Source organism: Qipengyuania citrea (genome assembly GCF_009828015.1).
Classification (GTDB): domain Bacteria; phylum Pseudomonadota; class Alphaproteobacteria; order Sphingomonadales; family Sphingomonadaceae; genus Qipengyuania; species Qipengyuania citrea.
On sequence record NZ_WTYG01000003.1, the window covers coordinates 14164 to 27448 of the forward strand.

A 13285-nucleotide genomic window follows, 5' to 3' on the forward strand; every position below is an offset into this window, starting at 1 on the left:
ACGCGAGGATGGCGGTGCTTCAGCCCTTCAGTTCTTCGCTGAATTCGCCGTCGATCAGGATGAAGGCGATGCGGCAATTCCGGTCCGTCCGGTTGGCCCAGCCGTGATTGGTGCCGCGCTGGACGACGATGTCCCCTGCCCGCACGGTTGTCTCGCCCTCGTCCATGATCAGGACCAGCTCGCCTTCGATGACGATGCCGTAATCGACCGTTTCGGTACGGTGCATATGGGCATGACGCGATTCCTTGCCCTCGAACGACGAGGCGTCAGCCGCGCCGATTTCGGCGAAGTGCGCGCGCGCCTCTTCCGGCGTCATCTCGGCAAACGACGGATCGTCGGGCGGAATGTCGAGCACGCGGATGCGCGTCCCGTTCTTGGGCGGCGCGAGGATGATCCCCTCTTCCGGTGGTTCGCCCGAAGCGGGATCGATCGGGGCCGGTGTCGCCCGCGTGTTCCACACTTCGTAGAACATGGGGCCGGTGTCGCCGCCGATCTTCTGGATGCGCGGGACGGTGCCATCTTCCTGGATAATCGCGCGACCGGAAGCATCATGGCCCGTGACCACGCGGCGGATCGGTGCGTTATTCATATTCGGTCCTCTCAACTTTTCTGTGTGGTCACTTGAGGCGGCGTGAATGCCAGACCGCGCTGCTTTAGGTCCTGCTGCGCGCGGGCTTCGTGCTCCAATGCCCGTTTCGCCGCTGCGCGATCGTTGGCGCGCCCGGTCATTTCGGCGATTTCGGGAAATGCCGCGGCATCGAATCCCGCACCGGTTATGCGGAACCAGATCCAGGCCAGATAGGTATCGACAATCGACCAGTCGGGCCCGAGCATCCATCGCTGCTGCGCCAACTGTTCCGCGATCGGCTGCAATTGCTGGATCAGCAGCTCTTCCGCCTTGGCCCGGATTTGCGGGGCCGCCTCGTCCGACTGGAGCATCATGCCCGGCAGAACGAACCGCGTCACCAGCGGATGCAAATCGCTCGATAAGCGGAAGAGCGTCGAAACTGTCGCCGCATCCCCGAGCGGATCGCCGGTCAGCGGGAGCAATTTGGTATCCGGGTGCGTTCGCGCCAGGTACAGCAGGATCGATCCGCTCTGCGTCACGATCCCCCTCCCGGTATCGAGCGCAGGAATCTTGCCCGCAGGATTGACCGCAAGATAGTCCGGTCGGCGGTGCTCGCCCGCCTTGAACGCGATCAGGCGGGTTTCGAACGGCTCACCGATCTCTTCCAGTGCCGTAAGGCTCACGCGCGCGCAGGTTTGCGGCGCCATGTAAAGTATTGGCGCGTGCTCGGTCACTCGGTGCGGCTCCCCAGGCGGAATGAAAGGGCAGCGACGATGCTACCCACGGCCACGACGCCAGCATAAACCAGCAGCGCACCGGCCAAACCTGACGTCGCACCGACAACCGCTGCCGCAACCAGGGGGGCCAGGAACTGGCCGAGAAAAAATGCCCCTGTCCAGAGCCCGGTTCCGCGGCCGCGAAACTCGGGGGGGAGACGCCGCATTGTCCATGTCAGCATGTTGGGCAGCAGGATGCCGCTGCCGACGCAGGCGAGCGCGGCGAACCCGGCGACCGACGGCAAGCTCGTCGAATAAGCGGCCCCGGCGTAGCCCAAGGCGGCCAGCAGGAGGCCCAGCGCCAGCGGCATTCTTCCCGCGTGCTGCTTGAGTTTGTGAAAAATGAAGCTCCCGCCACCCACTGACAGATTTGTAACCGCACCGACCATTCCGATAGTCGCAGGCGAAACGGGCCCCGAAAGTTCGAGGATGGGCCCGAGCTGGACTATCAGCGTGTAGAAGACGATCCCGACCCCAAGAGTAATCACCACGAGCGGCAGGACCCTGGCGAAGGGGAAAGCGGTGGCGCCAACTCCGGTCGATCGGGCGTGGTCCTCGGGTTCGAACAGGATCATTGCGGCCATGCCGGCTATCGGCAGTCCGAGAAGGTAAAGCAGGAACGGGCCGCGCGAGCCGAGGATCTCGCCCAGCAAACCGCCGACTGCGATCAGAACGATGGCCGATACACTGGTGGTTGCCACCTGCAGTGCGATCCACTTCTCCCGACGCTCGTCGACAAAGTAATCGCCGATTAACGTGGTCGCGACGGTCATGATGACCGCCTCGGTCATTCCAAGCGCGATCCGGGCGGCGATGATCTGGAACAGATCGTCCAGAAACCACGGCACGATGCCGCAAGCGGCGTAGAGGACGAGCGCGGAAACAAGCAGTATCTTGCGGCCGATCCGGTCTGCCAGCCAGCCAGCCACGGGCGAGAACAGGGCGACACAAAGGGCCGGAATGGTGAGCGCGATGGGAACGAGAAACTCGCTGCCCGCCACCCCGGCGAATTCGCGCATCAGCAATGGCAGTACAGGAACCAGCGAGATGATCGCCATGACCGGCATGACCGAGGCGGCCAGCAGCACCACCCCGTGGCGGGTCGCGGCGATATCCCGCGTGCGCGGTGCCGGATGCAATGGCGGGGTACCCGTCATTCGCTTGCTCCGGGCTCGCGAGGGGCAACATCCTCCCAGTGGTAGGAGAGGCCGTCTTCGCGAAACGCGAAACGGGCGACGTGCCGCTCGACCGCGCCCTTCAGCCCTTTGAGCTGTCCCGGCTCGCTTGCCTCGATCCGGCACAGGAGAATTCCGTCCTCCGGCTGCAACGTGACCAGGGCATCGCCGGACCACGCCGCACCCCGCGCATCCCGCGGGAACGTGATCCGGCGCATGTCGCCGCTTTCTTCTACCGCAAGGTTGTGCTGCCAATGCTTGCCCAATTGCAGCGCGTACTTGCGCGCATGGGGTGTGGGCACCCGGGCCTGCGAGACGAGAGACATTGCGCTAGTCCTCGGGCGCGATTGCGAGCTGCAGTCCGTCGAGCGCGTCGGTATACGCGATCTGGCAGGAGAGCCGGGACTGCAGCGTACGGTGATCCGAGCTTTCGAGAAGGTCATCCTCGTCTTCGCTCATGGCAGACAGCTTGTCGAACCATTCGCCTGCCACGTGCACGTGGCAGGTGGCGCAGGAACAGCAACCGCCACACAGGGCCAGCAGTTCGTCGATCCCGGCATCCCTGATCGCTTCCATGACCGAACTGCCGCCAGCGGCTTCGACGGACTGCTCGGTCCCGTCTCGAAGGGTGACGTTGATGGTGCCCATCAGTACACGACCACCGCGCGGATACTCTCGCCGGAATGCATCAGGTCGAAGCCCTTGTTGATCTCGTCCAGGCTTAGCCTGTGGGTAATCATGGGATCGATTTCGATCTTGCCGTTCATGTACCAGTCGACGATCTTGGGCACGTCGGTACGGCCCTTGGCGCCGCCGAAGGCGGTGCCGCGCCAGTTCCGGCCTGTCACCAGCTGGAAGGGGCGGGTTTCGATGGTCTTGCCCGCTTCGGCAACGCCGATGATGATGCTGGTGCCCCAGCCCTTGTGGCAGCATTCCAGCGCATCCCGCATGACCGCGGTGTTGCCGGTGCAGTCGAAGCTATAATCGGCCCCGCCGTCGAGCATGTTGACCAGTGTTTCGACCACATTGCCGACATCCTTCGGATTGACGAAATCGGTCATTCCGAACTTGCGGCCCCATTCTTCCTTGGAGGGGTTGATATCGACGCCCACGATCCGGTCGGCGCCCGCCAGTTTCGCGCCCTGGATCACGTTCAGGCCAATTCCGCCGAGGCCGAAGACCACGACGGTGTCGCCCGGCTGGACCTTGGCGGTGTTGGTTACCGCGCCAACGCCGGTCGTCACGCCGCAACCGACGTAACAGGTCGTGTCGAACGGTGCATCTTCGCGGATCTTGGCTACTGCGATTTCGGGCAGGACAGTGAAGTTCGAGAAGGTCGAACAGCCCATGTAATGATAGATCGGCTGGCCCCGATAGCTGAACCGCGTGGTCCCATCGGGCATCAGGCCCTTGCCCTGGGTCTCGCGGATCGCGCTGCACAGGTTGGTCTTGCCGGACAGGCACATCTTACATTGGCGGCATTCGGGCGTGTACAGCGGGATGACATGATCGCCCTCCTTCACGCTGGTCACGCCTGCGCCGACTTCCCGCACAACGCCGCAGCCTTCATGGCCGAGAACGGAGGGAAACAGCCCCTCGCTGTCCAACCCGTCGAGCGTATAGGCATCGGTATGGCAGATGCCCGTTGCCATGATCTCGACCAGAACTTCCCCCGGCTTGGGGCCCTCGAGGTCAAGCTCCACGATCTCGAGTGGTTTCTTCGCTTCGAAAGCTACGGCAGCTCTGGTCTTCATTTCGGGTACTGGTCCTATTTCATTGATCGCTGCGTGCGGCAGCGAATGGGTGCTTGTGATCAGGCCGGTTCGACTTCGACCGGCACGCTGTCGATAGCGTGGAGCGTATTGTTGAGACGTCTGACCGGGGCACCGGTGAGCCGGATGGAAGCGACACGTTCGGCAATCGCGGTTCCGATCAGCTCGCCCTCCAGCCTCGCGACCATCTGGCCGAGACACTGGTGGATCCCGAAACCGAAACCGACATGCCCACTGGTGTTGCGCTCGATCCGGAAGGCATCGGGTTCGTCCCAATGCAGAGGATCGCGGTTTGCCGCGGCGAGAAACAGGAGAACCTTCTGGCCTTCGGGAATTTCGGCCCCGCCCACTTCCACCCGCTTGGTCGTCGTGCGGAAGAAGGTCTGGACCGTTGAATCCCAGCGCAGGCTTTCCTCGAATGCCCGCCTGACCAGCGAGGGATTGCTGCGCAGCTTCTGGTATTCCTCCGGATGGCCGGCGAGGGCCAGCACCATGTGGCCGATCCCGTTGACCGTGGTGTCCACTCCCGCCGAAAGAAAGGAACGCACAAGCCGCTCGGCCTCTTCATGCGTGCATTCACCGCGGTCGGCGGCTTCGAAAACGGCCATTCCCCAGCCGCCTTCCTTCAGGTTGTCGCGTTTGCAAGCCTCGGCCACCCATTCGATGGCCGCTTCCTTGCCTTCATTGCCTTCCCGCAGCACGTCATTGTCGGGGCCGAAGGCGTTGAACACGATCGTGGCATAATCGAGCAAATGCTCGCGGCCATCGTCGCGGAGGCCGATCGTGTCCGGAAAGATCATCATCGGGAAGATCTCGGACAGGTCCTTGACCGCATCGAAGCGGCGCCGTTCGACAAGGCGATCCACCAGTTCTTCGGCCTTGGCCTGCCAGCGGGGGCGCAGTTCCTTGAGCGCTTTCAGCGAAACAATGCGGTTCATCATGCTGCGCGTTCGATCATGCAGCGGAGGATCCGCCTCGAGCAGCAGAGACGGCGGCCGGAAAGGGGTTTCCTTGGCGAAATCCAGCGTGCCGACCCCGCGGCTTGAACAAAAGGTCTCGTGATCCCTGAGGCTGTCCTTCACCTCCTCGTAGCGTGCCATTGCAAAGGCGCCCACGCTATCGAGCCATACCACCGGGCCGGCTTCCCGGATCATATCGTGATACGCGTAGGGATCGCCGAGGAAGACCTTGTCGAAGGGATCGATTGCCAGGTTCGGCACCGCTTCGGCTTCGGCAGGCTTCATCACGCCGCTCCGGTATTTCCGCCCAGGGTTTCGGCGAACCAGTCCGACAGCAGGTCGAGGCCATAGGCGATGTTGTCTGCCCCGACATGCTCGACCCCGCCCTCGCGTGCGGTGAAGATCACCTTCTCACGGCGCGGCGAGTTGACGAGCTGGTCGTAAAGATCGTCGGCATAGCCCGGGCTGATCTGCCGATCGTTGGCACCATGCGTAACGAGGAAGGGAACCTTGATCCGGTCCATATGGCCGTTGAGGTTCATATCGGTGGACTTTTCGAGAAAGTCCTCTTGGCCCTCGGCACCGAACGCCCAATGGACGTGGGCCCAATAGTGCGGAACGGGGTTCTCGCCCTCGCGCTCCATCCGCTTGTCCTGCACTTCGCGCCAATTGTGGTTCGCGCCCCAGACCGCACCGCTGGCAAAGCGCGGTTCATAGGCAACCGCACGCGGGGCGAAGTGCCCACCGAGCGAGATGCCGGTCATGCCGATCTTGTCGGCGGCCACATTCGGTTGTTGTTCGAGCCAGTCGACGGCCTTGGAGGCCCAGCTCTCGCTGTGCGGATCGACAGGCAGGCCCTGCAAGCGCAGCGCCTCGCCCGACCCTGGCTGGTCGACGCACAGGGTGGAAATGCCGCGACGCGCCAGCTCTTCGGGAAGCCCCGTCCAGTAGAGAAGTTCCTTGTTGCTATCGAGGCCGTTGCAGAACACGACTGCGGGCTTCGGCCCATCGCCGGGTGCGCGCGTCCAGAGCGCCGGCATCGTGCCGGTTTCAAGCGGGATTTCGACCCGCTCGCGGTTCAACTGTCCGAGCTTGGTCGACCGGTCGAACGCCTCGCGCGCCTTGGCGAAGGTTTCCTTGCGTCCCGGGTGGCCGTGGCCCTGCATCCGTTCCGCCGTGATCAGGTAGAGCGATGCCCGCTCCAGCTTGTTGGACGCGGAGAAGTTGCGCCCCTTGGCCTCGTCTTCGGCCGCCAGCTCGAGCAATTTGTCGCCCATTGCAGCCCATTGTTTCATGAACTGCGGCGTGCCCGCATCGGCACCGCTATCGGCGGCGTCCTTGATCGGCTGGCACATGTCGACGATTTCACCGATCTTGCCACCGCTTTCCATGGCGATCGCGACCGACAGGTTCCAGATGTAATTGGGGAAGTATTCGAACAAGGCCATCGATCACACCTCCGCCGACTGGAATAGGCAGGGATCGGCCGCCGGTTTGGGCATGGTTTGCGGACCGCCCGAACCGACCCCCCACTGATCCATCACCTGCGGTCCCGGTTCGTGGACCGTGGGTTCGTGCGTCTCGAAATCGACTTCTTCCAGTTCGGACGTATATTCGACCGCGAAGCCAGCGGGCGTGCAGAAATAGCTGAAGGTGTTGTTGCCGGCGGTATGGCGTCCCGGGCCCCAGCGAATGTCGCAATCGCGCTTCTTGAGCCGGCTCGCTCCGCGCATCATGTCGTCGACCGTCAGCATGTCGTAGGCGACATGGTTGAGGCACGGCGGCCCCGGCAACAGGGCGAAACGGTGATGGGCTTCGTTGCAGCGCAGGAAGCACATGAAGTCGCCCAGCCAGTCACTGACCTTGAAGCCGAGCACTTCGGTGAAGAATTTCACCGCGGCCTGGTGATCGGGCGAATGCAGGACGATGTGGCTGATCTTGAGCGGCATGCCCTCCCACCGCTCCATTGCGCGGTGATCGCCGCGCGCAACATCGGAGGAAATCTCGAAGGGCAGCCCATCGGGTGAGAAAAACCGGAACCCATAGCCGCCGCCCGGCCCGTCGATCTCGCCCGGCTCGCGGATGATCTTGCACCCGGCATCGCCGACCTTGGCGCGCAGGGCATCGACATCGTCGCGGCTGTCGGCGCTAAGCGCGATCACTTCGATGCAATTGGTATCGCGCTTGTGCAGCCGGACAACGTGGTGCTCGTCATGTCCGTGGGTCTTGAACCAAGCCATGTCTTCGGTCGCCTCGACCTCGACCAAGCCCCAATCCTCGGCATAGAATTTCCGCTCGGTAGCGAAGTCTTCGACGCCGTATCCGACATAGCGAATTTCGGTTACTCGGCTCATATCCAATTCCTCGAAATCTTGATCAAATCGGCTGCGAAACGATGCCGAACATCTCGTGCGTGGCAGCAGCGTTATCGACTGGGGGGCCCTTGCCGAGCTGGCCGTGGCAAATGGCCAGCGACTTCTCGACGATGTATTTGCAGCGATCGAAGCGGCGATCGCGATAGGCCTTGAAGGCCTCCTGCGGCGTGTCGTGCCTGGTGATCTCGTCGGCCAGGACAAGGCTGTCCTCGATCGCCATGCCGGCGCCCTGCCCCAGATGAGGGGTGGTCGCGTGAACGGCATCGCCCAGCAGGACCACTCGGCCACGGTGCCAGTCGCCATAGAGCATCATCTGCTCGAGCGGGCGGTAGACGACACCGTGGTCGTCGGTGATCTCTTGCGCCAGTTCCTGGATCTGGGGCGGCGCCTTGGCGAGCTTCTTGCGCATCGCCTCGGCACACCCTTCCCTCGGATAGTGCGGATTGTCCGGTTCGGGCGTCGTCACGTACATGTACATCAGCTCTTCACTGATGGGCACGAGACCGATCCCGGTCGGGCCGTTGTAGACGTGCAGAGCGTTGAGGTCGGCAGGGCGCTTGAAATTGTAACGCCAGACCGATTGCCCGGTAAATTCGGGCTGCTCGGCGTCGGGCAAGATCTTCTGCCGCGTATCGGAATAGACGCCGTCCGCGCCGACGACGAGATCGAAGTCACCGCTCTCGCCATCCGAGAAAACGACATGGACGGCATCGCCGCGATCATCGAGCGATTGTGCAGTAACGCCGAGGCGAACGTTCGCGCCCGAGGCGATCGTGCGGTCGCCCAGCACCTTGTGCAACGCCGGCCGGCCGATCCCGACATTCGCGGGGTAGTTTTCGGTCAGGCGCGGAGCGGGGATTTCCGCCACCTTGGTTCCGTCGGGGGTGTGGATGGCAATGTTGTCGAAGGGGACCCCGGCAGCAAGGTAATCGTCGAGAAGTTCGAGTTCCGCCATCGCCCGGATGACGTTGGACTGCTGGATGATACCCACGCCGTAGACGGACCAGTCGGGATCCTTCTCGATCACCGTCACGGTGTGTCCGGCGCGGCGCAGGGCGATCGCGGTCGTCAGTCCGCCGACCCCCCCTCCGATTACAAGTACATTTGCGTTTCGCATGGCTCAGTACACATCCATATCGTTGGCAATGACCACGGGGCCGTCATACTGCTCGGCAATGTCGCGCAGATATTCGAAGTGCTTCGGATCACCGCGTTCGCGGCCAGCAAAATGGGTCACGACGAGCGCTCCGACGCCGGCGCTTGCCGCCATCTGGCCAACATCGCTGGGCAACAGATGATGATTGCGAAGGTGCTGCTCGATCCCTCTGGCTACAACCTCGGGCATATTCGGATTGTCGCGGCGGATCTCGGCGATGGTATCATCGACATCCATCATTTCAACTACGAGCAGGTCTGCTCCGGCAGCCAGTTCCTCGACCTCTCCGCTTGGCCCTGTATCGCCCGTGTAGACGATGGATCGCCCTGGCAGATCGAAGCGGAAAGACAGGGACTCGAACCGGTCGGCCAAATCACTGTCCGCTGCGAAACTGTAGTGCGAATTGTTTCGCACCGTCACGGTCATGCCTGCAAGTTCGACGCCGGCCTTGTCGCGCAGTTCGAAAACTTCAGCGAGTTCGTTCAGGTCGGTTTTGGGTGCCCCGGGAACACCATATCCCGCCGTCGCACCGGGGACCATGGAAGCAAGCAAGCCGGCGACCATTTCCTTCGTCCCCGGGGGCCCGTAGATGCGAAGGCGCGGGGGCGAATTCGTCTGGGCGCGCAGACCGAGGAGCGCTGCGAGCCCCCCGGTATGGTCCCAGTGCAGGTGGCTGATAAATACCGCGTCCACCTGTGCCGTGCGGAGGCCAAGCTTGGCAAGCTGCCCTGCCGTCCCGTCACCGACGTCGACCAGAATGTTCTGGCCACCCGCGATCAGCAGGTTGGCCGGCTGCGAACGCGTGGGACTGGCTACCGGACCGGCAACCGTCCCCAGCGTCACCCAGCGACCAGCATCGACCGCCACTGCGGTTGCGTCAGGTGCGGCATCGACCTCCTGAGCATGGAGAGGTGCGCCGGCAAGCGTCAGGGCGCCTGCCAATGCAGTTGCGAATTTAAACATTCTTCCCTCTCCGATCAGAAGTCGATTTTCGCCCGCACACCGTACGTCCGCGGCGGGTTATGTTCGCCGTAGAATGCTCCGGAGCTGCCTACGTTGGTATTGACCAAATACCGCTCGTCGAACGCGTTGTTGACGAAGGCAGAGATCGACCAAAGAGCGTCCGCCGGCTCAAGCGTGAGCTGGAAGTTCGCGGTGATGTATTCATCCGAAACGGTCTGCGGCGTGAAGGACAGGTCGGTCTGTTGCTCGCTGCGATAGGATGCATCGGCAAAGAACGTCAGATCGAAGTTGCCCAGGACGAAAACCTGCTCAAGCGCCAGATCAAGCGCGATTTCGGGAGAATAGAGAAGCTCGGTGCCGGCACATTCGAATGTCTGCAGGCCAGAAACCACGCCAACATTTTCGCACCCGAAACGGCCAGTGCCGGGATCGGAGACCAGTGTCAGCTGGTCCAGCTTCGCATCCAGATACTGGAACTTCACCCCCAGTGTCGTGGTCGGCGTCGCAGCCCAGAGCACGTCCAGATCGATACCCTTGATCGTCGAATCGCCATTGGCCGTACCGAAGTTGGGCGCATCGTCGATCGTCGAGAAATAGGTGATCTGCTGGCCCTTATACTCCCAGTAGAAACCTTCGATATTGACCTGGAGCGTGTCGCCCAGAAATCTGTTCTTCGAACCGATGGTGAAAGCATCGATAAATTCGGGATCGAAGCTCAGTCCGCCACCGGCACCGACCGCCGCGAGCTCGACCCCGCCCGCACGGTAACCGCGCTCATAAGTCGCATAGAGCAGGCTGTCGGGCGTCAGATCGTACTCGACGCCGACACGGTAGGTCGGCTCTTTCCAGCTGTCCTCGCTCGTCAGGCCCTGGCCCGCGCCGCCGTCGACGATAAAGCCCGCCGAGCCGTTGATGAGCGGATAGAAGCCATCGTTGATCGTCGAGCCAGGCGGAATGAAGCCACCGGCGATCAGGCTGTCGATGTAGACCTGCGGATCCGTGGTCGGCGGCAGGACGGCCGGATAGTTCTGTGCAGCGCATCCGGCAAAGTCCGGGATCGTGAACGGGGCTCCGGGGAACGGCGGAACTTCGAGCGGACAGATCGTCAGGAAGGCGAAATCGTCGCCTCTGACGAACTTGTTGTCCTCGGTGTAGCGGCCACCGACGTTAATCCGGAACTGGTCCGTAACGTCGAACGTGACTTGGGCGAATGCGGCCCAGGAATCCCCGCCGTTGGTCCAGTTCTGGATCGGTGCAACCGCAACCTGGTAGAAGTTCGCCGCAAAATCGACCTCTTCCTCGAAATAGTAGAGGCCGAAGACGCCGTTCACAGGCCCGTCGAAATCGGATGCGAACCGTGCCTCGATCGAGAACTGTTCCCCACTTTCCTGCGTAGGCGCAGGCGCGAAACCCGGGCCTACGAAAGTGTAGTCCTGCGAATATTCCCGCCAAGCAGGGATGATCGTGATCGTTCCGGCATCGAGCTCATAGGTGAGTTCGGTTTGCAGCCCGCCGTAGGACAGGTCCTGGAAGAGGTCGTCGCAGCTGATCGGCGGCAGCAATGCGAAGGAGGGACCCTGGAAGGTCTGCACCCGGAACGCATTGGAAGCGGCGCTGCATGCGCCGCTGTCGATGTCGATCCCCGTGGGCGTGAATTCGGTCTGCTGCCCCGGCGTGTTGCTGAAAAAGCCCAGCAGCGAGCCGGTAGAGCCCTTGCCCCCGACCGACGTGTAATCGAATCCAAATCTCAGGCTCAGACGGTCGGTCGGCTCCATCAACATCTGCGCGCGCACAGAGGTCGCTTCCAAGTCGGAAGTCCCATCGTCGTTGTAACCGTCTCGCGACTGATGGCTGGCAGCAAGCCTAACCGCCATCCCGTCGGTCAATGGTACGTTGACCGCCCCCTGGACACCGATCTTGTCGAAGTTGCCGTACTCGGCCTGTAGGTAACCGCTGAACTCGCCGACTTGCGGTTTCATGGGGATGTAGTTGAGCACGCCGCCCGTCGCGTTCCGGCCGTACAGCGTCCCTTGGGGACCTTTCAGGACCTCCACACGCTCCATGTCGTAGAAGTTCTGGCCGGCGGCCGAGCTGGCGCGGCCCAGGTATACGCCGTCGTAGTTCTGCGCGACGCCCGAATCCTGCAGCGGATTGACGGTCAGTGCGCCGACACCGCGAATGAAGAGGCTGGTCAGCGGTCCGCCGCCCGGGTTGACGCCGAGCGAAGGGGAAATGCGCCCCAGATCGTTCGCGCTTTCAATTCCCGCGCGCGTAAGCTTTTCAGACGAAAGCGCGTCGATCGGGATCGCTGCGTCCTGCAAGCTTTCCGCGCGCCGCTGCGCAGTCACGATGATCGTATTCAGGCCGCCCGGGACGCCTTCCGTTTCCGACAGTTCGGCTTCACGTTCAGCTTCCGTTTGCGTGGCCATGTCCTGCGCCATGGCAGGACTGGCGACCGCAACCGCGGCTATGGCACCGACAGCGCTTCCCAGCAGATAAACCTTCCGCATCCTCAATCTCCCAAATTTCATCTTTTGTTATTACCCGGCAGACTGCGCCTCACCTTATCATCAGTCCAATTTTTTGTTTTTCTGAATTGCTATCGATGATATCGATGCATGATGCGGCTGGACAATTTCGATCTCAATCTGCTCGTCGCGTTCGAGGTTCTGCTCGAGGAGCGTAGCGTGACGCGTGCGGCCAAGCGCCTCAATGTGACGCAATCCGCGATGAGCGCCGCACTCAAGCGACTGCGGGAGAGTTTTCAGGATGAACTCCTGATCCTTCATGGCAAGAAGATGATCCCCACACAGCATGCGCTGACGCTGGCGCCCGAGGTCAGCACGACCTTGATGCGGCTCAAAACGCTCATCGCCACGGGCACCGGTTTCGATCCGGCGACATCGAAGCGGCGTTTCCAGATCAACGCATCGGATTACATCACCACGGTCTTGCTTGTGCCGCTGATCGAACATCTGCAGATCGAAGCGCCCGAAATCCGCCTGAACCTGTCACTGCCCAGTGCGCAGAGTGCCCGGCGGCTCGAAGCAGGCGAAATCGACCTGTTGATGACACCCAACGAGTTCCTCGAAACCGATCATCCGCGCGAACTGTTGTTCGAAGAACGCCATGTCGTCGTCGGCGCCAGGGACAATCCGTTCCTGCAAGGCCCCCTGTCGATCGAACAGTTCAACGAATGCGGCCATGTGGTCGTGCGCATATCGAACCAGGACACCTATATTGAGGCGATCCTGCGCAAGCTCGCCCCCGACCGGCGGATCGACGTGGCCGCGCAATCCTTCATCCAGGTGCCCTGGCTGCTGCGCGGGACGAACCGCCTGGCCGTCATGCACGAACGCCTCGCGCGCGTAACCCAGCCCGTCTTCGACCTCGCGATCGTCGACCTCCCCTACGACCTGTCGCCCATGCGCGAAATGATGCAGCACCACGTATCGCGTACGCGCGATGCGGGATTGACCTGGCTACGCCAGAAGATCCTGCAATTCGCGAAGGACAGTTGAAAACGATATCGGCCAGTGCC

13 protein-coding genes are annotated in these 13285 nt (G+C 62.2%); 1 reads left to right on the forward strand and 12 read right to left on the reverse strand.

The annotated features are described in order from the left end of the window. Positions 1-19: 19 nt before the first annotated feature. The 12 genes from GRI55_RS10100 to GRI55_RS10155 all read right to left on the reverse strand — a co-directional run bounded on the left by GRI55_RS10100 (position 20) and on the right by GRI55_RS10155 (position 12254). Positions 20-589: a cupin domain-containing protein gene (locus tag GRI55_RS10100; protein ID WP_160767088.1), complete on the reverse strand. Its 570-nt coding sequence runs from the start codon at positions 587-589 to the stop codon at positions 20-22. Positions 590-600: 11 nt separating this feature from the next. Next, the gene (locus tag GRI55_RS10105; protein WP_160767089.1) at positions 601-1302 is read right to left on the reverse strand and encodes a glutathione S-transferase family protein; all 702 of its coding nucleotides are present in this window, start codon (positions 1300-1302) and stop codon (positions 601-603) included. Further along, positions 1299-2435, reverse strand: a complete 1137-nt coding sequence (locus tag GRI55_RS10110; protein WP_307019226.1) for an MFS transporter — start codon at positions 2433-2435, stop codon at positions 1299-1301. Before GRI55_RS10110 ends, GRI55_RS10105 begins: the two co-directional genes overlap by 4 nt. 62 nt (positions 2436-2497) lie before the next feature. Further along, positions 2498-2845: a DUF2218 domain-containing protein gene (locus GRI55_RS10115; RefSeq protein ID WP_160767091.1), complete on the reverse strand. Its 348-nt coding sequence runs from the start codon at positions 2843-2845 to the stop codon at positions 2498-2500. A 4-nt stretch (positions 2846-2849) separates the two neighbouring features. Beyond that, the gene (locus GRI55_RS10120) at positions 2850-3167 is read right to left on the reverse strand and encodes a 2Fe-2S iron-sulfur cluster-binding protein (protein ID WP_050599964.1); all 318 of its coding nucleotides are present in this window, start codon (positions 3165-3167) and stop codon (positions 2850-2852) included. Further along, positions 3167-4273 (reverse strand): S-(hydroxymethyl)glutathione dehydrogenase/class III alcohol dehydrogenase, encoded by a 1107-nt coding sequence (locus tag GRI55_RS10125; protein WP_050599965.1) that lies wholly within the window; start codon positions 4271-4273, stop codon positions 3167-3169. The genes GRI55_RS10120 and GRI55_RS10125 overlap by 1 nt, the downstream gene beginning before the upstream one ends. A 59-nt stretch (positions 4274-4332) precedes the next feature. Then, positions 4333-5535: a cytochrome P450 gene (locus GRI55_RS10130; RefSeq protein ID WP_050599966.1), complete on the reverse strand. Its 1203-nt coding sequence runs from the start codon at positions 5533-5535 to the stop codon at positions 4333-4335. Then, entirely contained in the window at positions 5535-6698 is a 1164-nt protein-coding gene (locus tag GRI55_RS10135) for an alpha/beta hydrolase family protein (RefSeq protein WP_160767092.1), read from the reverse strand. The genes GRI55_RS10130 and GRI55_RS10135 overlap by 1 nt, the downstream gene beginning before the upstream one ends. A 3-nt stretch (positions 6699-6701) precedes the next feature. Next, a complete protein-coding gene (locus tag GRI55_RS10140; RefSeq protein WP_050599968.1) occupies positions 6702-7604 on the reverse strand; it encodes a VOC family protein in 903 nt (300 codons plus the stop codon). 22 nt (positions 7605-7626) lie between these two features. Next, positions 7627-8742, reverse strand: coding sequence for an FAD-dependent oxidoreductase (locus GRI55_RS10145; RefSeq protein ID WP_160767093.1), 1116 nt, complete (start codon positions 8740-8742; stop codon positions 7627-7629). Between the two features lie 3 nt (positions 8743-8745). After that, positions 8746-9744, reverse strand: a complete 999-nt coding sequence (locus GRI55_RS10150) for an MBL fold metallo-hydrolase (RefSeq protein WP_160767094.1) — start codon at positions 9742-9744, stop codon at positions 8746-8748. Positions 9745-9758: 14 nt separating this feature from the next. Then, a complete protein-coding gene (locus GRI55_RS10155) occupies positions 9759-12254 on the reverse strand; it encodes a TonB-dependent receptor (RefSeq protein ID WP_160767095.1) in 2496 nt (831 codons plus the stop codon). Positions 12255-12362: 108 nt separating this feature from the next. Between GRI55_RS10155 and GRI55_RS10160 the strand changes: the two genes are divergently transcribed. After that, positions 12363-13265: a LysR family transcriptional regulator gene (locus GRI55_RS10160; RefSeq protein WP_228135231.1), complete on the forward strand. Its 903-nt coding sequence runs from the start codon at positions 12363-12365 to the stop codon at positions 13263-13265. Positions 13266-13285 lie beyond the last annotated feature (20 nt).